The following is a 26,347-nucleotide window of genomic DNA, read 5'->3' on the forward strand; positions in this document are numbered from 1 at the left end:
TAGTTAACCACTTTCTTCGCGGTTAACCCCCTTAATATCAAAGGGTCGCCCATTATAACGATTGTTTAATGCATAAGCAAATCCTTTTGTGGCTTTTTACATCATTTTTCAAATATTTCGACAAATCAATTGTTTAATAATTATACAGCCTGCCGCTGCGCTGCAGTTTGCTGTAATACATAATCTATCGCCTGATTTAATATCTGATTTCCTTGAATAAATTTATTTTTATTAGCGCGCTGCAGCTGCTCTAGCGATTGCACATAAGGTCCCTGAAACAGGGCCAGCTCTTCTTCATCTTCCAGGAATAATTGCAGGCTTTCTGGCGTGGTTTCCGGGTGAAACTGAAAGCCCAGTACATTTTTGCCAATCTGATACATCTGATTGCGACAGGCATCATTTTCGGCCAGATGCACAGCCCCTTTGGGAATCTCGAAGCTTTCGCTATGCCACTGCATGACATTAAACTGCTCCGGCAACTGAAAATAGTCTGCTGGCACATGCCTGACCTTGCGCACCTCGTGCCAGCCCAGCTCCTGTACAGGATTGCGACTGACGGCCGCGCCCAGCGCATTGGCGATCAGTTGCCCGCCCAAACACAAACCAATGGCCGGTTTACCCATGGCCAAATAACGCCTGAGCCAGCGTTTTTCCATTTTTAACCAGGGGAAATTGGCTTCATCATTAACGCTCATGGTGCCGCCCATGACAATTAATAAATCGACCTCCTCGATCTGCGGCAGCGCTTCAATATCCAGTGCTGAATCAACCGGCAAGGCAAAAAATTCTGTGGCACTGATCTCTGCATTTAACCGTTTTAAATGCGTATAACAACTTCCAAATCCTTCACCAGCAATATGCTGAAAATAATGTACTTTTAAATGCGACGCCATGCGCTGAAACCTGTTGTTGTAGCTCTGCTTTTAGGTTTTGCAAAAATGAAGCCAACTTTAGCGCTGCATGTTCAAAGTCAAATAAATACAGCCAGATATGGCACAACTGATCCTTTTCTCTTAAGCTAAATTCAATTGATTGTCCTGATTTGAGCGAAGTCGTGAAAAAAAATCCGCAAACCGAACTGATTCATGCACCACGAAAAGCCCCTCAACTGATTTCTACGGTTCAACCTCCCCTCTATCGTGCATCGACGATTATTTTTAACAACACCGATGCACTGTTTAATCGCCACTGGACCGATGTCTATGACTATAGTTATGGCACGCACGGCACGCCGACGACCTTTACTTTAGGTGATCACATCGCGCAGATCGAAGGCGGCCTCTATCACCTGCTGGCGCCGAGCGGCCTTTCTGCGATTAATCTGGTCAATTCCTGCTTGTTAAGTCAGGGCGATGAAGTCTGGGTTCCGGATAATATTTATGGCCCGAATATGGAGCATCTGCGTAATCTGCAGCAGCGTTATGGCATTGCCGTTAAGGTCTATAACCCGGTGGAGGTAGAAAGCTTTAACCCAAGTGATAAAGCCAAACTGTTATGGCTGGAAGCGGCTGGTTCGGTGACGCTGGAGTTTCCGGACTTAAGCGGTCTGGTGAAAAAAGCCCAAGCTCATAGCATTCTGACTGCGCTGGACAATACCTGGGGCGCAGGACTGGCCTTTAATGCCTTTGATTTTGGCGAGGACCACTTAAGCGTAGATCTGACCGTACATGCGCTGACCAAATATCCAAGCGGGGGTGGCGATATTTTAATGGGCTCGGTGGTGACGCGTGACCAGAAGCTCCATCATCAATTATTCCGGATGCATGCCATTCAGGGGATTTGTGTCAGCGGAGATGATACGGCGCAAATCCAGCGCAGTCTGGCCTCCATGCAGCTGCGTTACCAGCAACAGTCACAATCAGCACTGACCTTGCTGAACTGGCTAAAACAGCAAAAAGAGCTGGTTCAGGTCCTGCATCCGGCTGATCCGGACAGTGCCGGTCATGCATATTGGAAGGACATCTGCAAAGACGGTCACAGCGCCGGACTGGTTAGTGTGATTTTTGATGCGCAATACAATTTAAACGATATTCGGGCATTCTGTGATGCATTAACCCTGTTCAAGCTGGGCTTTAGCTGGGGCGGGCCGGTCAGCCTGGTAATGCTGTATAACCTTAAAGAGATGCGTGTGCTTGAGCATAAACACCTAAAACAAGGTTTGCTGGTGCGTTTCTGTATAGGACTGGAACATCCGGATGATTTAATTCAAGATATAGCGCAAGCATTACAACATTTAAAGCAGCATAAAAACGAATAACAACGAGGATCAGTACAGTATGGGTACACCAATTACCATTGCCAAAAAAACCCGTGATACCACACAAGCGATAGTCTTACATTCCCAGTTTGCCAACCGTCATGGCCTGATTGCTGGGGCAACAGGTACCGGCAAGACCGTAACATTAAAGGTACTGGCAGAAAGTTTTTCCCGCATTGGTGTCCCAGTCTTTCTGGCCGATGCCAAAGGCGATGTTTCCAGTCTGGCGCAGGCTGGTTCCAGCAATCCCAAATTTGATGAACGGATTAAAAGCCTGGGTATTGACAGTATTCCCTTTGCTGCCTCGCCGGTGGTGTTCTGGGATTTATTTGGTGAACAGGGCCATCCAATTCGCACCACCATCTCCGAAATCGGACCGCTACTGCTAGCCCGGATGCTGAATTTAAATGACACCCAGGAAGGTGTACTGTCGGCAGTGTTTCGGATTGCCGATGATCAGGGCCTCCTGCTGATTGACTTTAAAGACCTGAAAGCCATGCTCAGCTATGTCAGCGAACATGCGGCAGAGTTAAAGGCCGACTATGGCAATTTATCTCCAGCCAGTCTGGGCGCGATTCAGCGCAATTTACTGGCACTGGCCGATCAGGGCGGTGATCTGTTTTTTGGCGAGCCCAGCCTGAATATTCTGGATTTCATGCAGACCGATGCCCAGGGACACGGCAACATCAACCTGCTGGCTGCAGACAAGTTGATGCACACCCCGAAACTGTATGCGACCTTTTTATTGTGGATGCTATCAGAGCTGTTTGAACAGTTGCCGGAAGTTGGTGATATGGACAAACCCAAGCTGGTGTTCTTCTTTGATGAAGCGCATTTACTGTTTGACAATGCCAGCCCGGCCCTGCAGGAGAAAATTGAGCAGGTAGTCCGCCTGATTCGCTCCAAAGGCGTCGGAATTTATTTTGTCACCCAGAATCCGCTGGATTTGCCTGAAAGTGTACTGGGACAGCTCGGCAACCGGGTGCAACACGCCTTGCGCGCCTTTACCCCGAAAGATCAGAAAGCGGTCAAAACCGCGGCAGCAACTTTCCGTGCCAATCCGGAATTTCAGGTGGAACAGGCCATTACCGAACTGGCCGTCGGTGAAGCTTTAATTAGCTGTCTGGATGAACAAGGCACGCCGCAGATTGTAGAGCGCGGCTGGGTGATGCCACCCTACTCCTCGTTTAGCCCGATTAGCCCTGAACAGCGCAAGGCACTGATGAGCCAGAGTATTGTCGCCGGTGTATATGAGCAGAGTCTGGACCGGGACAGTGCCTATGAAATGCTGCAACAGAAAGTAGCGGAACGTCAGCAACAGGCTGAACAGGCCGCGCTCGAACAGCAACGCGCCAAGGAACAGGAAGCCCTAGCCAAGCAGCAAGCTAAAGAGCAGGCTGCTTTAGCCAAACAGCAAGCGCGTGAGCAGGAACGTCTGGCCCGCGAACAGCAAAAAGAAGCTGAACGCACTGCACGACAGCGTGAAAAGCTGACTCAGGATATTGTCGGTACCTTTGCCAAGAGCGCGGCCCGCACCTTAGGCGGCAGCACCGGACAGAAAATTGTCCGCGGATTATTAGGCTCCCTGTTTGGCCGAAAATAATCAAAAAACCGATAGGAACCGCTTTCATTATGGGATATTTTTATATCCCATAATTTTTTTATGGTTTTTTAAAAACAGTGCTTGCACTGGCGTTTTATAAAATGTATTTTAAATACATCTTATAAATAACCAGCCATGAGAGATCAGCCATGACTCCACAGCAAATTGACCTTGTAAAAGCAACTGTTCCTGTTCTACGTGAAAATGGTGTGGCCCTGACCAGCTATTTCTATAACCGCATGTTGGGGAATAATCCGGACCTTAAAGAAACCTTTAACCTGGGTCATCAACGCAGTGGTGCGCAGGCGCAGGCACTGGCAGGTGCGGTACTGGCCTATGCAGAAAATATTGAAGATCCATCAGTACTGGCGCCAGTAATTGAACTGGTCGCACACAAGCATGTCAGTCTGAATATTCAAGCTCCGGACTATAATATTGTCGGTGAAAACCTGCTGCACTCCATCAGCGAAGTGCTGAATATTTCCATGGATGATCCACTGATTGATGCCTGGGCCGCCGCGTATGGCCAGCTTGCAGAAGTGTTTATTAATACCGAACGTGCCATTTACGAGCAGCATCAGCAAACTCAAGGCAGCTGGTTAGGCTGGCGTAATTTCAAAATCGCCAAGAAAGTGGTAGAAAGCGACGAAATTACCTCGTTCTACTTTGAACCGGTCGATGGTGGTGCCTTACCAAAATATGAAGCCGGCCAATACATTTCAGTACGTGTTTTTGTCCCTGAACTGGACCTGAAACAACCACGTCAATACACGCTGTCAACCAGCCCGCAGCAAGACTACTTACGTATTTCAGTGAAACGCGAACCGGGTAATGGCGCCGACAAGATTGCAGGCTGGGTATCTAATGCGCTGCATCAGCTGCCAGAAGGTGCAGAACTTGAAATTTCAGCGCCAACCGGAAACTTCTACCTGATCGACAGCAACAAACGTAATGTGTTCATTAGTGGTGGTGTTGGCTTAACCCCAATGATTGCGATGCTGAACCAGCTGGTCACTTTAGATGTGCCACAACCGGTGACCTTCATTCATGCCTGCCGCAGCAAACAGGTACATGCCATGAAACAGCATATTCAGGACATCAAGGCGAAGTATCCACGTATTCATACCTTTACAGCCTATGAATTCCCGAATACCGAAGATGTGTTAGGTCAGGATTATGATGTGGCCGGTCGTCTGGACCTGAGCACCATGGATGCTGCCTTATTACCGGAAAATGCTGATTACTACCTGTGTGGCCCAATGCCATTCATGGCCGAGCAGCAAAAAGCCTTACTGGCACGTGGTATTAAAGCCGAACAGATTCACAGTGAAGCGTTTGGTACGGGTGGTGTACGTCACTAAAACCCCACACGTGTAAAACATAGGAGGGCTAGTCTGCTTATGGTAGACTAGCCTTCTTGTATTTCAACTTTGAAAAAATATTTGTGCGATCATGCAATTAAATAAATTCACCGACTATGCATTACGTATTCTGCTGTATATCTCCCCACCGCGAGATCTGCCGTATACGATTGCGGAAATTGCGCAGGATTTGCATGTTTCCCAAAACCATCTGGTTAAAATTGTGCATTTCATGGGCAAACAGGAATGGCTGATTACCACCCGCGGTAAAGGGGGCGGCCTGCGTTTAAATCCGGATGCACGGGCACTGAAGCTGGGCCAGATCGTGCGTATTTTGCAACGTGAAACCCAGATTGTGGAATGTAATACCCCGCCGTGCGTGCTGCGCAGCCGCTGTGGCTTAAAAGGCATTTTAGATCAGGCGCTGGAACAGTTTTATCAGAGTCTGGACCAGTACACCCTGTCCGACGTGTTAGATACTCCTGCACCGGCACAGTGGAGCACACAATCGCCAATTCAGCTGATCAATCTCTGAGTTAGATAACTTTTGCACACGGCTACAGCAAAGTTCGCGTGTCTGCGCGAGTTGATCTATAATACCGCTTTGTAAAAGCAGTGATGAAGTTAAGTTATGCACCATAGCAGAGGAAAATCGAAAAACACTAAGGCCGCTAATGCGCCGAAGCAAAAGATTAGCTATGAGAAAAAGGCTGATCCTGCGATTACCGAATATGCCGTTCGTGCCCTGAACTGGCTACGTAAAGCCGAATTCCTGATGAGTGCGCCAAAGCTGAATCTCTGTGTAGAAGATAGCGGCTATGAGGTGGCCTTTGCCGGACGTTCCAATGCTGGCAAATCCAGTGCGATTAATGCCCTAACCAACCAGAAACAGCTGGCACGTGCCTCGAAAAAACCGGGCCGTACCCAGATGATCAACTTCTTTAGTCTGGGCAATCCGGAGCAGCGTCTGGTCGATTTACCGGGTTATGGCTATGCCGCGGTACCGGAATCGATGAAAATTGTCTGGCAAAAAGAGCTGGAAAATTACCTGATTCATCGCAAGAGCTTACAGGGTCTGGTGTTACTGATGGATATTCGCCATCCACTACAGCATTTTGATGTGATGATGCTGGAATGGGCTTATTCTCGTCATCTGTTTGTGCATGTTTTGCTGACCAAATCCGACAAGCTGAATCGTGGCCCGGCCAATAAAGTCCTGCTGGAAGTAAAACAGCAGCTGAAAAAGATGAAGCTGGATTTCTCGATTCAACTGTTCTCCTCACTCAATCGTCAGGGTCTGGAAGAACTGGCCAGTGTAATGGCCGGTCGTCTGAACTTTACCCTGGAACAATCGCAGCAGTTTGATCTGGCCAGCATTCCGGAAGCCACGGCAGATGAACTGGAAGCAGAAGAGCTGCCGGATACAGAAGCTGTTGAACAGCTGACTGAAACGGCCGCCAAAGAGCCATAAGCTTTGCAACAACTCAAAACTGTCTGACAATAATTTACATCTATTGATATTGGAATGTCCCCTATTGCTAGTTTCAATGGGGGATATTTTTTTCATACTCATGCTGAGCACAATTTGAACCGCATCACATTTTAGAGGTGCAATACAGCATGAAAAAACTCCTCGCACGTTTTCGCCGTGCTGCCCGTGGCTCATCCATTGGCTACTTTATTCAACCGCGTAAAGTCCGCTTTGAATGGCAGGACACCCCCATCGACTGGATTCCGCAGCAGCCTTTTGCCAGTTATTTTATTAACGAAATTAACATGATTCTGCCGGCCGGCGAGTTCTGGTTTTGCCGGCTGTACAACAAGGTTTTGCCGCAGATTCAGGATGAAAAACTAAAACAGGATGTGCAGGCCTTTATCCGCCAGGAAGCCATGCACGCCCAGGCGCATAACTCGGCCAACAAGGATTATTTAAGCGAACGCCAGATTGATATTCAGCGCAATATCAGCCTGATGAACGGACTGTTTAACCAGTTACTGGCCGATCGGCCTTTAGGTCTGCAATTGCCGCAATGGAGCGAACGGCACTGGGATCTGTTCCGTTTAGGCATTGTTGCCACGGTAGAACACATGACCTGCGTGCTGGGTAAATATGCGCTGTATAACCGCGAATGGCAGCGTCAGGGTGCCGACCCGGCCATGCTGGATCTGGTCAAATGGCACGGCGCAGAAGAAATCGAGCATCGCACCGTGGCCTTTGACCTGTATCGGCATTTGGGTGGCAGTTATCTGGCCCGTTATTATCTGAGCCTGCTGGTGATTGCTGGAGTAATTGGTCTCTGGGTCGATGGTGCGGCGCATATTATGCGTCAGGACCCGCGTTATGCATCAATCCGGCCGGCCCTGTATAAACCGTGGATCTGGCGGGAATGGTACCGCACTGCACAGGCCAATAACGGCTTATTGCCCTCACCATTCTGGCTGGTATCACAGCAGCTGGGTTATTTAATGCCGTGGTATGACCCGCTGCATGAAGCCAAAACCGAAGATGCGCTGGCCTATCTGCAAGCCTCCCCGGCGGCACAGCGCGCCCAGCTTAAAGTCGCGTAAAGCATCCACCTGGTGCAGAATTGCAGAGATACAATTGCCCGACACAGGCAGCACTGTGTCGAGCCAGATTTCCGCTAAGATAAAAATCAGACTTGAATGAAAAGGCAGGAACAATGCGCGCATCTTTGAGTGTGATCACGCTGGCTGTGCAGGATTTAGACGCAGCTTTGCGCTTTTATCAGCAAGGTTTGGGCTGGCAGAGTGAAGGTATCGTCGGGCAGGAATTTGAACAGGGCGCAGTGGCGTTTATCACGCTGGATTCAGGCCTGACACTGGCACTGTGGCCGCAGGCTGCCTTGGCGCAAGATTCAGGCCTGCCCCTGAGCCGTTTTTGCCCGACCCAAATCAGTCTGGGGCATAATGTGCATAGTCCGCTGGACGTAGATCAGGTGATGCAGCAGGCCGAGCGTGCCGGTGCCACCATTGTCAAACCGGCACAAGCCACCTTTTATGGCGGTTATGCCGGTTATTTTCAGGACCCCGATGGCCATCTTTGGGAAGTGGTCTGGAATCCGTGCTGGGAAGATACTCAGGATTGAGTTGCGATCTCATCGTCGCGGGTATAACGGTCAACCACCACACTAATCATCATATCACCCTGGACATTGACTACGGTACGTACGGTATCCAGCAAACGGTCAATCGGCAGTAAAATGGCAATTGCTTCTGCCGGCAGACCGACCGATTGCAGCACCATAATCATGGTGACCATGCCGGCACTTGGAATTCCCGGCGCACCCAAGGAGGCAATCATGGCGGTGGCGCAAACCACCAGCTGCTGGCCCAAGGTCAAATCCAGCCCCATTAAATTGGCAATAAACAGCGCCGCAGCGGCTTCATATAAGGCTGTGCCATCCATATTCAGCTGTGTCCCCAGCGGAATTACAAAGCCAGCTGTTTGTGGGCGCACCTTCAGGTTTTCCTGGGCACATTTCATCGAAAGCGGCATGGTGGCCGAGCTGGAACTGGTGGCAAATGCAGTAATTAAAGCAGCGCGCGTTCCTTTAAAGAAGGTCACCGGATTCATTTTTCCAAACAGCCATAGCAGTAGCGGCAGTACCACCAGACCATGAAAAATGGTGGTACCCGTTACCACCACAGCAAACTCAGCCAGACGGCTGAGCACGGTCACATCTTCGGTGGCAATCAGCTTGGCCAATAGCGCAAAAATCCCCAGCGGTGCCAGTTTCATCACCCAGCCGATCATCAGCATCATGATGTCAAAAAACTGATGACTAAGCCGGCGCACAGTCCGGAACTGCTCACCGCCTTTGACCAGCGCCACCCCGACAAATAAGGCAAACACCACCACCGCCAGCACATTGCCCTCGGCAAAGGCCTTAAACGGATTAATCAGGGTGTTTTGAATAAAATTGGTGAAGAAAGACGACGGCGTTAAGGTATCTGGCGTCTGATGCTGGCTCATCGCGTCCTGGAATAAACGCACATCTACACCTTTGCCGACTTCAAACAGATGCGCACAGGCCAGACCTAAAATGAGTGCCAATGTGGTGGTGGTCACACAGCACAGCAAGGTAATTTTCCAGACCCGGCTCAGCTGGCCAGAAGCCTGCAGGTTGGATACCCCGACTACAATCGAACTGAAAATCAGGGGAATCAGCAGCATTTTCAGCAGGCCGATAAAAATACTGCTGGCAATACTCAGGCCATATAAGCTGCCGTCATAAAATGCGCTGCCCGGCAACAGGTTCAACAAAAACCCGAATAGAACCCCTAAAATTGCGGCCACCAGAATTTGTGTATTTAAGCTCATGGGTGCATATATTGTGATGTCATCTTGCTTGGCACTATGCCATGCGAGCTGCGCTGAATCGAGCATTATTTTGTCAAAAGCAAATCCAGCTCAGGAAAAAAGCCCGGTGCCAGAAAAACTGGCATAAGATGTGCTTTATCAGTGCATTACCTTGTTTTTAAGACTAAAAGAGTAACCTCATGAAAAAACTCGCCCTTATTCTTGCACTAATTTGTAGCACCTCTCAGGTTTTTGCCCATTCTTCGGGCAACAGCAAGGCACAAGGCTGCCATAAACATGCACCAAGCGATTTGCCGCATTGCCATTGAAGGTAGGATAAAAAAAGCCGAATCGACTGATTCGGCTTTTTTTATTGATATTGGTTTACTGGGTTTCAATTTCGCGTAGGCGAATTAAACCTTCCTGGGTGGTGCTACAGACCAGCTCACCGTTTTGCCACATACGGCCAAAGTTCAGGCCACGCGAACTGTTGCTGATGGTGGCTTCCATGTCATATAGCATCCAGTCATCGACCCGGAATGGCTTATGAAAATACATGGCATGGTCGATACTGGCACATTGCAGACTTGGCGACAGATAACTCAGGCCATGCGGACGCAGCGCGGTGGTCATCAGGGTAAAGTCTGAATAAAAGGCAGCAATGGCCTGATGCAAGGCAATTTCATCCTGCTCCGCTGCAATCGGGCTATGTGTACGGATATAGTGCGCATAAGACGGCGCTTCCGGCTGCGGCTGAAACGGATTGCTTGGATTCACCGGGCGGATTTCCACATGACGGTCACGGGTAAAGCTGGCACGAACGTTTTCCGGAATAAATTCGACAATGCTCTGCACCAGTTCTGCTTCATTTTTTAACTGTTCCGGTGCCGGATATTCAGGCTCGGAAATCTGGTAATTCAGCCCTTCTTCTGGCGCAGCAAACGATACCATACACATAAAGATGGTCCGGCCATGCTGGATGGCTCGCACCTGACGACTAACAAAGCTCTTGCCTTCACGAATCCGGTCCACTTCATAAATAATCGGTGCGTTGACATCGCCGCCAAACAGGAAGTAGGCATGTAAGGAATGCGCCGGACGGTCGGTGGTATACGAGGCTGCACGCAGTGCCTGGCCCAGTACCTGTCCACCGAACACGCGCTTACCGACCAGATTGCGGCTGATGCCTCGGTAGATATTTTCTTCAAGTTTTTCCAGGCTAAGCAGTTCAACCAGTTCCTGAGTCAGTGCATTCATGCGGGGAAACCTATGTCGGGATATTTAAAAATCAAAACAAGCAAAATAGAAACAGCTCAATCTTGCCTATTTTGCCATATTTGTCGACTAAAACACTAAAGTTTAACTGACTGCCCTGTCACGGCTCCCGTATAATGCGCCGCACTAAAAATACGATTTTTAACGATAAAATTGAGCACTAAAGATAGAATTTGTCAGAAAATGTCAGGCTATTTTTCGCTACAATTAGATTCATTATTTTTCCCTCAGATAATCTGCGGTACTGGTCATTGATTTAGGAGTTGGTATGTCCAAGAGTGGTTTTGGTCAAATTTATCGTCAGCTTTCAAGCAAACTGCTTGATCTGGTGGTAACCCCGCATGTACTGGGCGAGGTTCCTGCCGAAGCAGCAGCGACAGACCATTCAGAACAGCCGACCCAGAAAATTGTCTGCTATGTGTTGCAGAACCATTCCCGCAGCAATGCCTTGGTCCTTGATGGTGAAACACGCCGCTTAAAGCTGCCGCCCGCATTAGACCCGATGCAGATTGGCCAGCACAAGGAAAAAGCTTCGATTCTGTTTCTACAGCACTATGATGAAAACAATCTGCTGAATCCGCCGCCGCACGCCTTTCCGCCGCGTTTACTACGCCTGATTGAACTGCTGGAACAGCACCCGGAACTGGATATTGAGCTGATTCCGGTAACCGTTCTCTGGGGCCGCGCACCAGATAAAGAAGATTCCTGGCTCAAACTGCTCCTGACCGATACCTGGGCTACGCCGGGTACCGTCAAGCAGCTGGTCAATATTGGCCTGCATGGTCGCCAGTCCTATCTGGAGTTTCATGAGGCACAGTCTTTAAGAGCGATGGTGCAGACCGCCAAGATTCAGGCCCCGAACCTGTCGCCAGCGACCTGTATTATTAATACCTTAAATAATTATTTAGACAGCCAGCGCGAAGTGGTATTAGGTCCCGATTTATCGGACCGCCGTAACGTCATGCATAGCCTGATTAAAGCGCCGGATGTACAAGAAGCCATTCGCCGCGAAAGCATCCGCAGTAAAATCAGCATGATTGAAGCCGAGCGCCGTGCCATTGGCTATTTAAATGAAATCGTGTCGGACTATTCCTATGCGGCCATCCGCTTTGCTGAAACGGCGCTAACCCGTTTATGGACCCAGCTCTATGATGGCGTCGAGGTGCATAATTTCAGTACCGTGCGTGAACTGGCCAAAGACTACGAAATTATTTATACCCCGTGCCATCGCAGTCATATCGACTATTTATTGCTGTCTTATGTGATTTATAAACGCGGCATGATGGTGCCGTATATTGCGGCTGGCGATAACCTGAACATGCCCTTTGTCGGTCAGTTATTACGCGGTGGCGGAGCCTTCTTTATTCGCCGGACTTTCCGTGGCAATGGCCTGTACACCACCGTATTTAAGGAATATCTGTACAGCATTCTGTCGCGCAATACGCCGCTGGAATACTTTATTGAAGGCGGCCGTTCGCGTACCGGCCGCTTGTTGCCACCAAAAACCGGTATGCTGGCCATGACCGTACATGGACATTTACGTGGCCGCGCCAAACCGATTGCCTTTGTGCCAACCTATATTGGCTATGAACGCCTGATGGAAGGTTCGACCTATGTCGGTGAAATGCAGGGTAAACCGAAAGAAGCCGAATCCATTGTCGGCATTCTAAAAACCTTGAGAAAAATCGAGCGTATTTTTGGCAAGGTGCATGTGAACTTTGGCGAGCCAGTCTTTTTGGATGACATGCTGAAACAGCATGGCGCCGAGCAGATCAGTATCGAAAAAAATGACGACCCGATTCCGCAGGAAGTGTCCGATGCAGTAAACAGCTCGGCCTATGCGATTCTGGAAAATATTAACCGCGCCGTGGTAATTAACCCGGTATCGTTGTTATCGCTGATTTTGCTGGCCACGCCAAAACATACCCTGGATGAAGCGATCTGTATCAAGCAGCTGGATACCTATCGTGACCTGCTCACTGCCCTGCCTTACGATGAGCGCACCCACATCACCCCGCTTTCAGGCAAGGAAATTATTGCCTACGGTCTGAAGCTGAAACTGATTAAACGTGTGCAGCACGTTCTGGGCGATATTATTGCCATTGAAGACAATCAGGCGGTGTTGCTGACCTACTTCCGCAACAATATTCTGCATGCCTTTGTCCTGCCATCTCTGGTAGCGGCACTGGTTGAGCACAATGGTTCAATCAAGCGTGGCGATTTAATTAATGTAATTCGCACGCTGTATCCGTTCCTGAAAGCCGAGCTGTTCCTGAAATGGAATGAAGCAGAACTGAAACAGCAAATCTGTGCCTATGCTGATGGGCTAATTCAGGCCAAGCTGATTAGTGAAGATGCTGAAGGGAATCTGCTTTCTCCGGCACCGAACAGTGAAGATCATAACCAGTTGGTAGTATTGGCTGCGCCGGTAATGCAAAGTCTGGAACGCTACTACATGACCCTGGCGCTGATTACCCAGCGTGGTTCGGGCAATATTTCCGCCCGTCAGGTTGAAGAACTGAGCCATCTAGTGGGTCAGCGTTTATCGGTGCTGTATGAGTTCAACTCACCGGAATTCTTCGATAAGGCCCTGTTCCAGAGCTTTATTAAAGTGCTGACCCAGCAAGGCTATATCAGCACCAACAGCGACAATGCCATTGTCTTTGATGAGAACTTTAGCAATGTGGCGCAGTATGCCAATCTGGTGCTGGATGATGTAACCCTGCAAATGCTGCAACACATCACCACCTTTAGCGATGAAGAACTGAAAGATGCACTAGATGCACTAGCCGCACAGCAAGCCAAACGTCGCTTAAAACGTAAAAAGAAATAAAAAACCGTCCATAACCCGTATCTTTGCCTTCGTGCAAAGGTGCGGGAAATATCAGCCATCCTCAATAAAATGAAAAATCCTTAGTTCACATCCGTTTGCTGTAACAGGGCCAGATAATCCTGAAAACAGTCATCATGCTGTAACTTAAAACCACTGTCCTGCATCCGTTTCGGTCGAATCCGCTTGCCGGTTTCGTGCGGACTGGTCAGGGTTAATAACGGCCGATGTAGCTGCTGCTGAAACCATTGCACCACTTCATGCAGCAGTTGCGGCTGACCATTACTGACAATATAACTCTCCTGCAGATGTTCCACGTGAATCATCTGTGCCAGAAAACGCGCCAGATCATCAATATGAATCCGGTTAGACCAGTGCCGGTTTGGATATTCAGTGAGCGTGTGCGCCAGCTTGACCATCCTTGCGATTGAGCTGCCATAAATACCGCTGGGCCGGATAATGGTGCAACGCTCCGGATAAGCGCTTAAATAGGCCTGCTCCATCTTGAGCAGAATGTCTGCCTGTGCATCTGGCGGCTGAAGCAGTGTGGTATCCTCAATCCATTCCCCGGCATTTTGTCCATACACCCGGGTCGATGACACCACCACCATACGACGCACCGGATGCGCTGCCAGCGCCGTTACAATTGGTTGCACCGAATCCAGATAGGTCTGCTGATAGGCCTCCGGCGTGCTCTGGCCCGGACTGAGCAGCACATAGACCCAGTCAATTGGCGCCAGCTGGCTTAAATCCAGCTGCTGCACATCCTGAATCAGATGCGTTGCATGCGCATCACTTTTCCGGCTGCGGCTAATTGTGGTAATTTGGTGGCCAGCTTGAAATAGTTGTTTAGCCACACGTGCAGATGTTTTACCATAACCGATAAATAAAATATGCATAACCCACTTGCTCATTACCATTGTTGAGGGGACATGGCCGCAGTCCATCAATTACAAGGCGTTGGCGCTGCTGCTGCCGCGTTACTGGAAAAACTGAATATTTTCACCACAGATGACCTACTGTTTCATCTGCCGCGTGATTATGAAGATCGTAGCACGATCATTCCGATGAACCAATTGAACGTCGGCCGCAGCTATTTACTGGAAGGCATTGTCAAAGGGGTCGATTTCCCACCCGGCAAACGCAAGTCGATGGCAATTCTGCTGGATGATGACAGCGCCAAAGTCACCTTACGTTTTTATCATATTTATAAAGGCCTAACCGACCGTGCCAAAGTCGGCAACCGCCTGCGCGTGTTTGGTGAAGTCCGGGTCGGCGCACGTGGTCTGGAAATGTATCATCCGGAAATCCAGCTGATCAGCGAGCATACTCCGCTACCGAAAACCCAGCTCACGGCGATTTATCCAAGCACCGAAGGGCTGACCCAGTCCAAACTGCGCGACTATGTCAAACAGGCGCTGAAACAGCACAGTGATGATCTGCCGGAACTGTTGCCGGAAAAATTTACCAACGGCTATGCACTGAAACAGGCGCTAGAATATATCCATGAGCCGCCAACCAGTGCCAATATGCTGCAGCTTGGTCAGGGTTCGCATCCGGCCCAGCAGCGGCTGATTTTTGAGGAACTGGTGGCACATCAGGTCAGTTTATTGACCCGCCGCGCTTATATCCAGCAGATTGAAGCGCCAGCTTTTGCGCCCAGCCAACGTCTGGCCAAGCAGTTACTGGCCGGTTTACCGTTTAGCATGACCGGCGCACAAAAACGGGTGTCCAAGGAAATTATCCAGGACCTGAAACAAAACAAGCCGATGCTGCGGCTGGTACAAGGTGATGTCGGCGCCGGCAAAACGCTGGTGGCGGCGGTGGCGGCCTGTCATGCACTGGAAGAAGGCTGGCAGGTGGCGCTGATGGCACCGACTGAGATTCTGGCTGAACAACATTATTTAAACTTTAAACGCTGGTTTGAACCTTTGGGACTGACCGTATCCTGGCTCTCTGGCAAACAGAAAGGCAAGGCCCGCGCCAGCGCCGAACAGATTATTCAGGATGGCAGCGCCCAGCTGGTGGTCGGCACCCATGCGCTGTTTCAGGACAATGTCGAATTTGCCAAGCTGGGACTGGTGATTATTGATGAGCAGCACCGCTTTGGGGTCGATCAGCGGCTGGCCTTAAGAAACAAGGGCCTGAATCACATGACTCCGCATCAGCTGGTGATGACCGCCACCCCAATTCCACGTACGCTGGCGATGTCCGCCTATGGCGATCTGGACACTTCCATTATTGATGAGCTGCCGCCGGGCCGTACCCCGATTCAGACCGTGACCATTCCACTGGACCGGCGCGAACAGGTACTACAGCGTATTGCCAGCAACTGTGCCGAAGGCAAACAGGCCTATTGGGTCTGCACCCTGGTCGAACAGTCAGAAACGTTGGATGCGCAAGCTGCCGAAGCGACTTTTGCTGAAATCAAGGAACGCTTTCCGGAACTGAATATTGGTCTGGTGCATGGCAAAATGAAGGCTGATGACAAACAGGCGGTGATGCAGCAGTTTAAAGACAACCAGCTACAATTGCTGATTGCCACCACCGTGATTGAAGTCGGCGTCGATGTCCCGAATGCTTCAATTATGGTGATTGAAAATGCCGAGCGTTTAGGGCTGTCGCAATTGCATCAGCTGCGTGGCCGGGTCGGTCGGGGCGCCAAAGCCAGTTTCTGTGCCCTGCTGTATAAGCATCCGCTGTCGCAAAACGGCCAGGAACGGCTGCGGATTTTAAGAGAAAGCAATGATGGCTTTGTGATTGCCGAAAAAGATCTGGAACTACGCGGCCCCGGGGAGTTGCTGGGCACCAAACAAACCGGCGATATGGGCTTTCGGGTGGCCAAGCTGGAACGCGATGATCATCTACTGAATCAGGCACATTATGTGGCCCAGCAGATGCTGAAAGATTATCCCGAGCAGGCCGAGGCCCTGCTCAAACGCTGGCTGCCGGAAGCACCACGTTATGCCTATGTTTAAGCTGCTGGCGCATAGCCGTACGCTATTACAAAAATTACTGCCCTGCCAGCTCTGTGGCAGTGCGGCCCAGCAGCAGTACCGGGTCTGTGCAGATTGCTTGCAGCAACTGCCATGGTTAAAAGCAAACGTCTACCGGCAGGAAACCGAGATTCAGGTGGCCTGTCATTATCGTTATCCAGTCGACCGGATGATTCAGCAATTCAAATATGAGCAGCAACTGCATTATCAGTCTTTACTGGCGGGCAGCCTGTGTGAATTGACCTATCCACGGGTACAGGCCATTGTCCCGATGCCGGTGGCAACCGAGCGACTGGCAGAGCGTGGCTATCATCATACCCTGCTGCTGGCTCAGGTGCTGGCACGCCATTTACAGCTACCAATCTGGCAACCGGTTGTACGGCGCCATCAACACAGTCAAAAAGGCTTAAGCCGCTTGGAACGACTGGAAAATCTGGACCAGCAATTCCAGCTGCGACCCGATGCCGGCCGGCCTTATCGCCGGGTATTAATTGTTGATGATGTGGTCACCACCGGCAGCTCAATTCGTGCACTGAAACAGCAGCTGGAGCAACTTGGCTGTCACAAGGTCTATGCGGTGTGTATTGCCAGTGCCGATGGTTAAATCATCTGAAAAACAGCCAGCCTTAAGCCGACTGTAACAGATGCTGTTTCACCCAGGGAATCACCACTTCTGTGGTTAACGGTGCCAGACGTGTCGTCTTATCCTCCAGTTCAATCCATTTCATTTCCGCAATTTCCGCCTGAACCTGCGGGTCCTGATCGAGCTGCACATAATAAACATAACTGACCAGACGATGATCCGGCTCATTGGCTGTAGCGGTTTCAAAACGGCCAACAAACTGTTTAATCCGGGCCTGACAGCCAATTTCCTCCGCAATTTCCCGGCAGATGGTCTGCTCCGGTGGCTCATTGCTTTCCAGCTTGCCGCCAACCTGCATAAAACATTGGGTGTGCTGTTTGCGTACCAGCAGCAATTGCTGCTGCTCGTTCAGAATAATGGCCGCAGCTACGGTAATGGTGTTCATATTTATTTCACCAAGGCCTGACGGTCGGCCATACCCCATTTCGGTTCAGGTGCCTGAAAGCGTTCAAACTGGCTTAAAATCTCATCCATAGAATCAGACACAATTAACGCCTCGGTAAAACGTGCATGGGTAAAGCCCTTGTCAGTAGTCATGCGAATAAAGCGCAGCAGATCATCATAAAAACCTTCAACATTTAAAAAGGCATTCGGTTTTAAATGAATTCCCAGCTGGGCCCAGGTCCACTGCTCAAAAATTTCTTCCAGTGTGCCGGCACCACCTGGCATGGCAATAAAGGCATCGGACAGTTCTGACATTTTGGTTTTACGCTCATGCATATTCTTCACCACATGCAGCTCGGTTAAACCGGGATGGGCCAGCTCGCGATCAACCAGCGGCTCCGGAATCACGCCAATTACGGCACCACCGGCCTGCAAGGCACTGTCTGCGACCACGCCCATTAACCCGGAGCGACCACCACCATAGACCAGGGTTTTGCCCTGTTTTGCAATCGTTTGCCCGACCAGCTGCGCCGTGTCCACAAAAACCGCATCGGAACCTAAAGCCGAGCCACAGAAGACTGCAATTGAATTTGTCATTTTTTCACCATGTTCAGCGGCTATGATGCCGCAAATATACCCTTGAGCTGGTTTTTTAAATAAATTAGCACTTCAAACAGTGTTTTTAATCAAATCCTTGTCTAAAATACACCCATCAATAAAACCCATACTGCGCAAGGGAGAAAAGACTAATGCTTGAAGCCTTTTACGCCACAGAGCGCGGTAGTCTGGAAGATGCCACCATCAACGGCGGCTTCGACCTGCATCCAGAACTGGTCTGGATTGACCTGATCGCCCCTTCACAAGAAGAACAACAGTGGGTCATGGACGCCTACCGGCAGGATTTACCCACCTTAAAGTCCCTGGAAGACATTTCCTCATCTGCCCGATTTTACCGTGATGATGATGGGGTTTTACACATCAGCACCTATTTTTTAACGAAAAATAAAAACTATCAGGTCGATGATGAATCGGAAGAAAATTCCAGTATTCTCGCCACGGTACAAACCGTTGCCTTTATTTTAAACCGGGACCGCCTGCTAACCCTGCGCGGTGAAAAACTGGTGGCCTTTCGTGCCTTTCGTGCCCGTGCACGGCGCAATGATTATGAAATTGATTATAAAGACCCGACCTGGGTGCTGCTCGGTCTGTTAGAAGCCAAGCTGGATGAGCTTGCGGATATCTTGGAAGATATCCACAAGGACCTGGAAAAATACTCCACCGAAGTGCTGAATAACCGCCACCGGGAAATGATTTTAGACCTTGATGACATGATTACCCGGCTGGCTCAACTGGAAGATATGCTTGGAAAAGCCCAGCTCTGTCTGATTGATTTACGCCGTGTGCTGACCTTTTTAGCGCGTCCACGTGCCTTGGGCAGTCATATTTATGATGCCGATATCCGTGAACTGAGTGAAGATGTACGCTCGCTGGTCGAACACGACGCCTTCCTGTTCCAGAAAGTACGCTTCCTGCTCGATACTACTTCGGGTTTCATTAACACCGAACAGAATGACACCATCCGTCGCTTCTCGATTTTACCAAGTATGCTGGCACCGCCAATGCTGGTGGCCAGTGTTTATGGCATGAACACCGACGTACTGCCTTTTGCCAAAGGCACCACCAGTTTTATTATTGTCAGTATTATCCTGATTGGCTTCTTTATCGGGCCGCTGATTTACTTCAGATGGAAGAAATGGATTTAATGCGACATGTCCTCTCTCCCTGAGGGAGAGAGTTAGAGAGAGGGCTGGTTTCGCTAATCTTCTATCCCTCCTCACCTCCCTTGAGTCAAGCGAGAAACTTAATGCCATAAAAAAGCACCTCAGTTGAGGTGCTTTTTGTTTAAGCGCTGAGCTGTAAATCATCCTGCAAATGACAGGATTGAATAATCTTCATCATTTTTTCCGGGACGGCTTTAAAGACCAGCCCTTGCGCATCCGGGGTCTGTCTTAACCAGCGCACCAGCACAGCCAAAGCCAGGGTACTGCCCTGCTCAAGTTCGGCCAGATTCACCACCACCGGGGCGGGCTGCTGTTGAATCAGCTGCAGCCCCTGCTGGTAATACTGCTCGGCATTGTTAAAGTCAATTTTCCCGGAAACCCGCAGTTCCTGATTTACATATTCAATCACAGCACGTCCTATTATTTTTTATCAACCGCAGCTTCTGCATCTGGTTTAAAGGTCGCAATCGCCTTATCAATATTGCCGCCATTACGTTTGACGTTGGCTGCAAACTGGTTACGGAACTGCAGACCTAAATCAATCCCGGATACGTTGATGTTACGGATTTTCCACTGATTGCCTTTATCGACCAGCTGGAACGATACCGGAATTTTCTCGCCTTTGTTGTTAAAGTCGATGGTCACTACCGGGTTCTTGCTGTTGCTGGCTTTATACGGACGTAAGGTATAAGTCTGGTTGCTGAATTTCGCAAAGGCTGAACCATAGTTTTCAATCAGGGTTTCACGGAAATTCTTTTCAAACTGGGCACGCTGGGCAGCCGAACTGTACTGATTGGTCGCATAGGTTCCCATCACAATACGGGTAAAGGCTTGCGAATCGATATACGGATCAAGGTTCTGGCGCACAATGGTTTTCACCAAGGCCGGATTATTTTGCAATTTGGCATGATCGGCTTTTAAACGCGAAATCAGGCCATCCGCCACTTTCTTGATAAATGCGGGAGGAGTTTCGGTTGGTGCAGCAAATGCACTACCTGCCACCAGCGTGGCCAAAACACTTGCGGTCAAGGTTTGTTTGAACAATGTCTTCACTAAAATTTCTCCTCTCAATTACTCAACAAATGACACTTCTGCATCTGTTGTTTCAGCGGATGTCTCATCTGCCGGGTTATCGGATGATGACTTGTTGCCTGCGCCACCGGTCACAAACTTGGTCACAAGGTCTTCAATTTCCATGGTGCTTTGGGTATTACTGATTTGATCACCACGTTTTAAATAATTCAGACCACCACCCGGTACAATCTTCAGGTACTTCTCACCCAAAAGACCATTGGTTGCTACCATTATGTAAGCATCTTCATCGATATTGGTGATGGAGGTCATGTTATCCAACAGTTGCTTTTCCATTGCTTTTTGTTGCGCAGGATCGGCTTCGCTGTATTCGCTGCTGTAACGCAACTCTTCCAGGGCATATTGTTGCACCTGTTGTAACTGTTCCTGATTAAAGGTGGTCAGCTCACCATCCAGAATCATGGTCACAGTGGCCAGACGCGTCACCGGGTCTAAAGTAATAGATTCGACCTGCCCGACTTTAACCCCGCTTAAAGCCACTTTGGCACGTGGTTTAATCCCGTTAATATTGTCAAACGTTGCAGTCATGGAATAACTGTCCTGAATGGTGGTGCCCACCAGACCACTGACCCGCATCGCCAGGAAGAATAAAGCAATACCAAACAGAATGACAAAAACACCGACGGCCAGCTCACTAGTACGTGATTTCATTAAACACCTCCGAACATGACCGCAGTCAATACGAAATCAAAACCTAAAACACAAAGCGATGAATACACCACGGTACGCGTGGTAGATGTCGCGATACCTTCAGACGTAGGCTCGCAGGCATAGCCTTGGTAGACCGCAATCCAGGTACAAATTAATGCAAAAACAAAACTTTTAATAATGGTGCCGTTAAAGATATCTTTATAGAACTGCACGGTGCTTTCCATACCGCTCCAGTAAGAGCCTTCATCGGCGCCTAAAAAATCTACCCCAACGAATTTACCGCCCATAATGCCGACTGCAGCAAAAATCACGGATAGCATCGGCAAGCTGAAAATACCGGCCCATAAACGTGGCGAGATGACCCGTTTTAAAGGATCCACCCCGATCATTTCCATACTGGACAACTGTTCGGTGGCTTTCATCAGGCCAATTTCAGCAGTTAAAGCAGAACCGGCACGGCCAGCAAATAACAGGGCCGCAACCACCGGTGCCAGTTCACGCAGCAAGGTTAAGGCCACAGCAGTACCCAGCATGGCTTCACTGCCGAAGGTCACCAGAATGCTGTACATTTGCAGGCCCAGCACCGCCCCAATAAATAAACCCGACACCACAATAATCAGCAGTGACATCACCCCGACGCGGTACATCTGGTAAATAAACAGTTTCACGCCAATCCAGGTTGGCATTGAAAATAAAATCTGGAGCAGCATTAATGTGGCAACGCCTATACCACGTACCCGCTCAATCACACGGCGTCCTAATGCAGCAATCGCATTCATGCTGAATGCACCTCATGACTTAAATAGGGTTGATGGCTAAACTGATAGTCGACCGGGCCTTCAACTGAACCGGTTAAGAACTGACGTACAAAAGGCGAGGCATGCTGTTTTAATTGTTCTGGGGTGCCTTCACCCTGCACTTTCCCTTCCGCCACCACATAAATATAATCGGCAATGGATAGGGTTTCGGCCACATCATGCGACACAATAATGGTGGTTAAATCCAGTGCTTCACGCAATGAACGGATTAAACGGGTCAATACGCCCATCACAATCGGGTCCTGACCGGCAAAAGGTTCATCGTACATAATCAGTTCCGGGTCCAGCGCAATGGCACGCGCCAAAGCCACACGACGGTTCATCCCGCCAGACAGTTCAGACGGCATGAGCTGCTCGGCACCACGCAAACCCACCGATTCCAGCTTTAAAGCCACCAGTTCGGCAATAAGATGTTCGGGTAAACGGGTATGTGCACGAATCGGGAAGGCCACGTTTTCATAAACCGTCATATCGGTAAACAAGGCACCGCTTTGAAACAGCATGCCCATTCGCGCCCGTGCTGCAAACAGCTCCTGACGTGACATTTTCCCAATATTCTTACCATCGAGCAGCACTTCACCCTGATCCGGAGTGAGCTGCCCGCCAATTAAACGCAGCAAGGTGGTTTTACCCGTGCCTGACGGTCCCATAATTGCAGTAATCTGCCCACGTCGAATTTTTAAGCTGACATTGTCGTAAATGACCCGCTCCCCTCGTTTAAAGCTCAGGTGATTGACTTCAATCAGTGCTGGCGCCTGTAGAGGTGTCTGATTATTCATAGCTGAGGATTTTCCTGCATTTTTTCAGCATGCATACTATAAAGGATTGGAGAACAAATTGTTATCTATGAAATTCTTTAAAACTGTGTACAAGTTGTACAATTTTATTATGGTCTAATTTGAGTGTAGAAACAAAGAGATGCAGCTTAGGCAAAAGTTCTGTAAATAAAAAAGATGAGGTTACAGAGCAGCAAAACCAAAAAAATATATGGCATAAGCACCTCTTTCATAGATGACACACCGGGCAGTTTGTGCGAACGATAATGAGACATCGCTTAATATATTCTTAAATAAACTTGAACCAGTATACATTTTCCTCATCAAAATTCAAATTTTCTCGCATAAAAAACCGGTGCAAGCACCGGTTTTCTGAATTCGCTCAGTTCAACTTAGTCGTTGAATTTACGACGACGGTCACCACCTTCACGGCGTGGACGGTCGCTGTTGAACTCGCGACGTGGACGATCTTCACCGAATGAACGCGCTGGACGGTCGCCAAAATCACGCTTAGGACGGTCACCGAAAGCACCTTCACGACGTGGTTTGTAGTCTACGCGGTTGCCACGGTTGTCATCATTGCTGTCAAAACGTGGACGCTCATTGAAACCACCTTCGCGACGCGGACGGTCACTGTTGAATTCACGGCGTGGACGATCATCGAAAGAACGTTGTGGACGGTCACCAAAGCCACCTTCACGACGTGGACGGTCGCTGTTGAATTCGCGACGTGGACGGTCATCGAAAGAACGCTGTGGACGGTCGCCAAAGCCACCTTCACGACGCGGACGATCGCTGTTGAATTCACGACGTGGACGGTCTTCACCAAATGGACGCTCGCCACGTGGTTTGTCGTCGAAGCTGCGACGTGGACGGTCATCACCGCCTTCACGACGTTTGAAGTTGCTTTCGCCTTCAAAACGACGGCCACCGCCGAAACCACCACGGCCACCGCGACCACCGTCACGTTTACCACCACGACCGCCGTCACGACGTGGACGTGCTGGAGGTGGAGATGGCTCTAAACCTTCAATTTCAGATACTTCTAAACGTGCATCTAAGTAATCTTCAAGCGCACGAATTTTACCGCGTTCACGGTAAGTCGCCAAAGTAATCGCTTTACCAGTACGACCGGCACGACCAGTACGGCCAATACGGTGTACATAGTCTTCGTTCTTCATTGGCAGACCGAAGTTAATCACGTGAGAAATAGTCGGTACGTCCAGACCACGCGCTGCAACGTCAGTTGCAACTAAAATCTTGGCACGACCTTCACGAATGCTGCGTAAACGGCGGTTACGAACGGTTTGTGGCATTGCACCATGCAGCGCAACAACTGAGTGACCTGCTTCAGCCAGTTCTTCAGCCAGCATATCGGTATCTTCTTGGGTAGAAGCGAATACAACGGCCTGATCAAGATCCTGTTCGCTCAACCAGTGCGTCAACAGTTTTTTCTTGTGCTCGAAGCCATCAGTCCAGTGTAAAGTCTGAGTAATGTCCGTATTGGTAGAGTGACCGGTTTCGATCGCAATACGTTCTGGCTCATTCATCATACGTTCAGCAAGCGTGATGATACGTGGTGCAAATGTCGCAGAGAACATTAAAGTCTGTTCGCGGTTTGCAGCCAAATCACTGATTGCTTCCAGATCTTCAGAGAAACCCAGGTCCAGCATACGGTCAGCTTCGTCAACGATTAACGCATTAACTTTGTCGAGTTTGATTTGACGACGGTTCACAAGGTCAAGTAGACGACCTGGCGTCGCTACAACCACTTGTGCACCTTTTAACTGTTGAATTTGTTTACCAAAAGGCATACCACCCATGATCGCAGCAATACGAACACCTTTCATGTGACGTACAAATGCAATCGCGTCCTGGCTCACCTGTTGAGCAAGTTCACGTGTTGGGCAAAGTACCAGAATAGATGGCTGAGTAATGGCTTTCATACGTTCTTTAAACGGAACGAATGTGTCCTGGTTTGCAAGTGCGTTCAGCGTTGGGAGAAGGAACGCTGCAGTTTTACCCGAACCGGTTTGGCTTGATACAAGAAGATCTTTACCTTCTAATGCCGCAGGAATTGACTGTTCCTGTACAGGCGTAGGCGCAGTAAAGCCAAGAGCGTCTAACGCTTGTTGTAAAGTTTCGTGTAGAGGAAAATCAGCAAAAGTTTTGCTCATAGAGTATTTCACCCGAGAATTGGGTGCTCCATAATAATAAAGTCAAATGGACATCGGCAAAAAGCGGCACAGCATTGAACGCTGAAAATTTAAGAATTCAGCGGCGATCCGAGTAACGACGATGTTGATATAACGCACGCATGATTACGGCTTAACCTGAAGGAATCGCTTTAGCGATTGGGGCGCGAGATATCGTCCTCTCTTTGGACCGCACGCGCATACACAATGATTAGAAGAGAAATGTTCAGGTAATGAACGGAAATTAAGTGCGTGGGCGGATTATAGCAGGATTATTTTAAAAGTCATCTAATTTAATCAACTTTTGCGTTAATTTCTGTACCAGTCGTTAAACTTGAATTAAATCAAGCACAAATAACAGGCAAAAAAAACAGCCCGACTGGGCGGGCTGTTTTTTAAGGCTTGGGAGCAAGCCTTGTCATTTCACTCAATGCGTCTATTATTTTGCCGCGTCGCCCCAGGCAGGTACTACTGCCTTCATTAAAGGCTTCAGCATTTTCATAGAACACGCAAGTACCTGACCATTGTCCATAGAATCGCTGCCACCACGTGCATCCACTACAGTACCACCAGCTTCTTTGACGATTAACTCGCCCGCTGCGATATCCCACGGTTTTAGGCCCAGCTCGAAATAGCCATCTAAACGGCCAGCTGCCACATAAGCCAGATCCAGCGCAGCAGAACCTGCACGGCGATATTGCGCACCAGCTTCAGTCACGTTCAATAATGATTCGAAATGGTTTTTGGCATACGATACCACTTCACCATTACGTTTGGCGCGGTAAGCATGACCCACAGCCAGGAACGTATTCTCCAGGCTGTCTTTAACATTCACGCGGATACGGCGCTGATTAAGCATGGCACCACGACCACGGCTGGCAGAGAACAATTCGTCTTTGACTGGATCATAGATCACGCCGTGCTGAGTCACGCCTTTGTGCTGAACAGCAATAGAGATACAGAAATGCGGAAAACCGTTGATGAAGTTAAGCGTACCGTCTAAAGGATCGATCACCCAGCACCAATCGGCGTCATGACCTTTACCTTCTTGCAGACCGAACTCTTCACCCAAGAAACTGTGATTTTTATAGCTTTTACGTAGGGTATCGATGGTCAACTGTTCCAGGTAACGGTCAACACGCGTTACTGGACCATCAATTCCTTTTTCTTCGACTTGTAGATCGAGTTTATGACGATTCTGATGCGCTTTTAAAAGCTCTTGACCAACTGTTTGAGCCGCACGCGCAGCCATCACCACCATAGGTTCCATTGAACACCCACTACAAATTTGAAGATACTGATAAAGAATAATGCATAAAAGCCCCAACATTTTAGCAAATATTGGGGCTTTTGGGGAATAAATG

Annotated in this window: 25 protein-coding genes; 12 read left to right on the forward strand and 13 right to left on the reverse strand. The window is 49.2% G+C overall.

Annotated features, from left to right (window positions below):
* Nucleotides 1-140: 140 nt before the first annotated feature.
* Nucleotides 141-893, reverse strand: coding sequence for a type 1 glutamine amidotransferase (locus ACVLR6_RS12575; RefSeq protein ID WP_168384195.1), 753 nt, complete (start codon nt 891-893; stop codon nt 141-143).
* A 161-nt stretch (nt 894-1,054) separates the two neighbouring features.
* On the opposite strand from ACVLR6_RS12575, the gene ACVLR6_RS12580 reads away from it, so the two are divergent.
* The 7 genes from ACVLR6_RS12580 (at nt 1,055) to ACVLR6_RS12610 (ending at nt 8,328) form a co-directional block, all read left to right on the forward strand.
* Nucleotides 1,055-2,257, forward strand: a complete 1,203-nt coding sequence (locus ACVLR6_RS12580; RefSeq protein WP_455995357.1) for a PLP-dependent transferase — start codon at nt 1,055-1,057, stop codon at nt 2,255-2,257.
* Between the two features lie 19 nt (nt 2,258-2,276).
* Nucleotides 2,277-3,860, forward strand: coding sequence for a helicase HerA-like domain-containing protein (locus ACVLR6_RS12585; RefSeq protein WP_168384193.1), 1,584 nt, complete (start codon nt 2,277-2,279; stop codon nt 3,858-3,860).
* A gap of 149 nt (nt 3,861-4,009) precedes the next feature.
* Nucleotides 4,010-5,221 carry an NO-inducible flavohemoprotein gene (gene hmpA / locus ACVLR6_RS12590; protein WP_005180299.1) on the forward strand — a complete coding sequence of 404 codons (1,212 nt, stop codon included), beginning with the start codon at nt 4,010-4,012 and terminating at the stop codon, nt 5,219-5,221.
* Nucleotides 5,222-5,312: 91 nt separating this feature from the next.
* Entirely contained in the window at nt 5,313-5,756 is a 444-nt protein-coding gene (locus ACVLR6_RS12595) for an RrF2 family transcriptional regulator (RefSeq protein ID WP_160240938.1), read from the forward strand.
* Nucleotides 5,757-5,852: 96 nt separating this feature from the next.
* Nucleotides 5,853-6,692, forward strand: coding sequence for a ribosome biogenesis GTP-binding protein YihA/YsxC (yihA, locus tag ACVLR6_RS12600; RefSeq protein ID WP_005180304.1), 840 nt, complete (start codon nt 5,853-5,855; stop codon nt 6,690-6,692).
* Nucleotides 6,693-6,841: 149 nt separating this feature from the next.
* Nucleotides 6,842-7,789, forward strand: coding sequence for a metal-dependent hydrolase (locus tag ACVLR6_RS12605; RefSeq protein WP_127801050.1), 948 nt, complete (start codon nt 6,842-6,844; stop codon nt 7,787-7,789).
* Between the two features lie 113 nt (nt 7,790-7,902).
* Nucleotides 7,903-8,328, forward strand: coding sequence for a VOC family protein (locus ACVLR6_RS12610; protein ID WP_127799321.1), 426 nt, complete (start codon nt 7,903-7,905; stop codon nt 8,326-8,328).
* On the opposite strand, the gene ACVLR6_RS12615 is transcribed toward ACVLR6_RS12610, so the two are convergent.
* On the reverse strand, nt 8,319-9,563 hold the full coding sequence (locus ACVLR6_RS12615; RefSeq protein WP_034597932.1) for a dicarboxylate/amino acid:cation symporter: 1,245 nt from the start codon (nt 9,561-9,563) through the stop codon (nt 8,319-8,321). The two genes, ACVLR6_RS12610 and ACVLR6_RS12615, sit on opposite strands and share 10 nt — an antisense overlap.
* A 179-nt stretch (nt 9,564-9,742) precedes the next feature.
* Here ACVLR6_RS12615 and ACVLR6_RS12620 point away from each other — a divergent pair, with 179 nt between their 5' ends.
* A complete protein-coding gene (locus ACVLR6_RS12620; protein WP_194088134.1) occupies nt 9,743-9,871 on the forward strand; it encodes a YHYH domain-containing protein in 129 nt (42 codons plus the stop codon).
* Between the two features lie 55 nt (nt 9,872-9,926).
* Here the strand turns inward: ACVLR6_RS12620 and ACVLR6_RS12625 are convergent, their stop codons facing one another.
* The gene (locus ACVLR6_RS12625; protein ID WP_075167392.1) at nt 9,927-10,799 is read right to left on the reverse strand and encodes an acyl-CoA thioesterase; all 873 of its coding nucleotides are present in this window, start codon (nt 10,797-10,799) and stop codon (nt 9,927-9,929) included.
* A 286-nt stretch (nt 10,800-11,085) separates the two neighbouring features.
* On the opposite strand from ACVLR6_RS12625, the gene plsB reads away from it, so the two are divergent.
* Nucleotides 11,086-13,650 carry a glycerol-3-phosphate 1-O-acyltransferase PlsB gene (plsB, locus tag ACVLR6_RS12630; protein WP_005180311.1) on the forward strand — a complete coding sequence of 855 codons (2,565 nt, stop codon included), beginning with the start codon at nt 11,086-11,088 and terminating at the stop codon, nt 13,648-13,650.
* An 80-nt stretch (nt 13,651-13,730) separates the two neighbouring features.
* Here plsB and ACVLR6_RS12635 read toward each other — a convergent pair whose 3' ends face one another.
* Nucleotides 13,731-14,546 (reverse strand): SDR family oxidoreductase, encoded by an 816-nt coding sequence (locus tag ACVLR6_RS12635; protein ID WP_455995360.1) that lies wholly within the window; start codon nt 14,544-14,546, stop codon nt 13,731-13,733.
* A 33-nt stretch (nt 14,547-14,579) separates the two neighbouring features.
* Here ACVLR6_RS12635 and recG point away from each other — a divergent pair, with 33 nt between their 5' ends.
* Together recG and ACVLR6_RS12645 are read left to right on the forward strand one after the other, a co-directional pair.
* Nucleotides 14,580-16,625: an ATP-dependent DNA helicase RecG gene (gene recG / locus ACVLR6_RS12640; RefSeq protein ID WP_005180314.1), complete on the forward strand. Its 2,046-nt coding sequence runs from the start codon at nt 14,580-14,582 to the stop codon at nt 16,623-16,625.
* Nucleotides 16,612-17,247 (forward strand): ComF family protein, encoded by a 636-nt coding sequence (locus ACVLR6_RS12645; protein WP_160232300.1) that lies wholly within the window; start codon nt 16,612-16,614, stop codon nt 17,245-17,247. The genes recG and ACVLR6_RS12645 overlap by 14 nt, the downstream gene beginning before the upstream one ends.
* Before the next feature lie 22 nt (nt 17,248-17,269).
* Here ACVLR6_RS12645 and ACVLR6_RS12650 read toward each other — a convergent pair whose 3' ends face one another.
* The gene (locus ACVLR6_RS12650) at nt 17,270-17,671 is read right to left on the reverse strand and encodes an NUDIX hydrolase (RefSeq protein ID WP_455995362.1); all 402 of its coding nucleotides are present in this window, start codon (nt 17,669-17,671) and stop codon (nt 17,270-17,272) included.
* A gap of 2 nt (nt 17,672-17,673) precedes the next feature.
* Nucleotides 17,674-18,267: an LOG family protein gene (locus ACVLR6_RS12655; RefSeq protein WP_005180318.1), complete on the reverse strand. Its 594-nt coding sequence runs from the start codon at nt 18,265-18,267 to the stop codon at nt 17,674-17,676.
* Between the two features lie 152 nt (nt 18,268-18,419).
* Between ACVLR6_RS12655 and ACVLR6_RS12660 the strand changes: the two genes are divergently transcribed.
* Nucleotides 18,420-19,433: a CorA family divalent cation transporter gene (locus ACVLR6_RS12660; RefSeq protein WP_005180320.1), complete on the forward strand. Its 1,014-nt coding sequence runs from the start codon at nt 18,420-18,422 to the stop codon at nt 19,431-19,433.
* 139 nt (nt 19,434-19,572) lie between these two features.
* Here ACVLR6_RS12660 and ACVLR6_RS12665 read toward each other — a convergent pair whose 3' ends face one another.
* The 7 genes from ACVLR6_RS12665 to ACVLR6_RS12695 form a co-directional block, all read right to left on the reverse strand.
* Entirely contained in the window at nt 19,573-19,860 is a 288-nt protein-coding gene (locus ACVLR6_RS12665; protein ID WP_045795311.1) for an STAS domain-containing protein, read from the reverse strand.
* Between the two features lie 11 nt (nt 19,861-19,871).
* Entirely contained in the window at nt 19,872-20,504 is a 633-nt protein-coding gene (locus ACVLR6_RS12670) for an MlaC/ttg2D family ABC transporter substrate-binding protein (RefSeq protein ID WP_005180322.1), read from the reverse strand.
* 18 nt (nt 20,505-20,522) lie between these two features.
* Nucleotides 20,523-21,194, reverse strand: a complete 672-nt coding sequence (gene mlaD / locus ACVLR6_RS12675; protein ID WP_075168244.1) for an outer membrane lipid asymmetry maintenance protein MlaD — start codon at nt 21,192-21,194, stop codon at nt 20,523-20,525.
* Nucleotides 21,194-21,973: a lipid asymmetry maintenance ABC transporter permease subunit MlaE gene (gene mlaE / locus ACVLR6_RS12680; protein WP_005180328.1), complete on the reverse strand. Its 780-nt coding sequence runs from the start codon at nt 21,971-21,973 to the stop codon at nt 21,194-21,196. The genes mlaD and mlaE overlap by 1 nt, the downstream gene beginning before the upstream one ends.
* Nucleotides 21,970-22,791: an ABC transporter ATP-binding protein gene (locus tag ACVLR6_RS12685; protein WP_005180329.1), complete on the reverse strand. Its 822-nt coding sequence runs from the start codon at nt 22,789-22,791 to the stop codon at nt 21,970-21,972. The genes mlaE and ACVLR6_RS12685 overlap by 4 nt, the downstream gene beginning before the upstream one ends.
* Before the next feature lie 389 nt (nt 22,792-23,180).
* On the reverse strand, nt 23,181-24,965 hold the full coding sequence (locus ACVLR6_RS12690; RefSeq protein WP_005180331.1) for a DEAD/DEAH box helicase: 1,785 nt from the start codon (nt 24,963-24,965) through the stop codon (nt 23,181-23,183).
* 457 nt (nt 24,966-25,422) lie between these two features.
* The gene (locus ACVLR6_RS12695) at nt 25,423-26,253 is read right to left on the reverse strand and encodes an inositol monophosphatase family protein (RefSeq protein ID WP_034597976.1); all 831 of its coding nucleotides are present in this window, start codon (nt 26,251-26,253) and stop codon (nt 25,423-25,425) included.
* Between the last annotated feature and the right edge of the window lie 94 nt (nt 26,254-26,347).

The organism is Acinetobacter sp. T63, from assembly GCF_053852345.1.

What these genes read in the sequence shown, in the direction of transcription:
- hmpA (WP_005180299.1), top strand. Translation starts at nt 4,010, where the DNA reads ATGACTCCACAGCAAATTGACCTTGTAAAAGCAACTGTTCCTGTTCTA.
- ACVLR6_RS12585 (WP_168384193.1), top strand. Translation starts at nt 2,277, where the DNA reads ATGGGTACACCAATTACCATTGCCAAAAAAACCCGTGATACCACACAA.
- ACVLR6_RS12690 (WP_005180331.1), bottom strand. Translation starts at nt 24,965, where the DNA reads ATGAGCAAAACTTTTGCTGATTTTCCTCTACACGAAACTTTACAACAA.
- yihA (WP_005180304.1), top strand. Translation starts at nt 5,853, where the DNA reads ATGCACCATAGCAGAGGAAAATCGAAAAACACTAAGGCCGCTAATGCG.
- mlaD (WP_075168244.1), bottom strand. Translation starts at nt 21,194, where the DNA reads ATGAAATCACGTACTAGTGAGCTGGCCGTCGGTGTTTTTGTCATTCTG.
- ACVLR6_RS12595 (WP_160240938.1), top strand. Translation starts at nt 5,313, where the DNA reads ATGCAATTAAATAAATTCACCGACTATGCATTACGTATTCTGCTGTAT.
- recG (WP_005180314.1), top strand. Translation starts at nt 14,580, where the DNA reads ATGGCCGCAGTCCATCAATTACAAGGCGTTGGCGCTGCTGCTGCCGCG.
- ACVLR6_RS12655 (WP_005180318.1), bottom strand. Translation starts at nt 18,267, where the DNA reads ATGACAAATTCAATTGCAGTCTTCTGTGGCTCGGCTTTAGGTTCCGAT.
- ACVLR6_RS12635 (WP_455995360.1), bottom strand. Translation starts at nt 14,546, where the DNA reads ATGCATATTTTATTTATCGGTTATGGTAAAACATCTGCACGTGTGGCT.
- ACVLR6_RS12650 (WP_455995362.1), bottom strand. Translation starts at nt 17,671, where the DNA reads ATGAACACCATTACCGTAGCTGCGGCCATTATTCTGAACGAGCAGCAG.
- ACVLR6_RS12645 (WP_160232300.1), top strand. Translation starts at nt 16,612, where the DNA reads ATGCCTATGTTTAAGCTGCTGGCGCATAGCCGTACGCTATTACAAAAA.
- mlaE (WP_005180328.1), bottom strand. Translation starts at nt 21,973, where the DNA reads ATGAATGCGATTGCTGCATTAGGACGCCGTGTGATTGAGCGGGTACGT.
- ACVLR6_RS12615 (WP_034597932.1), bottom strand. Translation starts at nt 9,563, where the DNA reads ATGAGCTTAAATACACAAATTCTGGTGGCCGCAATTTTAGGGGTTCTA.
- ACVLR6_RS12625 (WP_075167392.1), bottom strand. Translation starts at nt 10,799, where the DNA reads ATGAATGCACTGACTCAGGAACTGGTTGAACTGCTTAGCCTGGAAAAA.
- ACVLR6_RS12695 (WP_034597976.1), bottom strand. Translation starts at nt 26,253, where the DNA reads ATGGAACCTATGGTGGTGATGGCTGCGCGTGCGGCTCAAACAGTTGGT.
- ACVLR6_RS12660 (WP_005180320.1), top strand. Translation starts at nt 18,420, where the DNA reads ATGCTTGAAGCCTTTTACGCCACAGAGCGCGGTAGTCTGGAAGATGCC.
- ACVLR6_RS12620 (WP_194088134.1), top strand. Translation starts at nt 9,743, where the DNA reads ATGAAAAAACTCGCCCTTATTCTTGCACTAATTTGTAGCACCTCTCAG.
- ACVLR6_RS12685 (WP_005180329.1), bottom strand. Translation starts at nt 22,791, where the DNA reads ATGAATAATCAGACACCTCTACAGGCGCCAGCACTGATTGAAGTCAAT.
- ACVLR6_RS12575 (WP_168384195.1), bottom strand. Translation starts at nt 893, where the DNA reads ATGGCGTCGCATTTAAAAGTACATTATTTTCAGCATATTGCTGGTGAA.
- ACVLR6_RS12610 (WP_127799321.1), top strand. Translation starts at nt 7,903, where the DNA reads ATGCGCGCATCTTTGAGTGTGATCACGCTGGCTGTGCAGGATTTAGAC.
- plsB (WP_005180311.1), top strand. Translation starts at nt 11,086, where the DNA reads ATGTCCAAGAGTGGTTTTGGTCAAATTTATCGTCAGCTTTCAAGCAAA.
- ACVLR6_RS12605 (WP_127801050.1), top strand. Translation starts at nt 6,842, where the DNA reads ATGAAAAAACTCCTCGCACGTTTTCGCCGTGCTGCCCGTGGCTCATCC.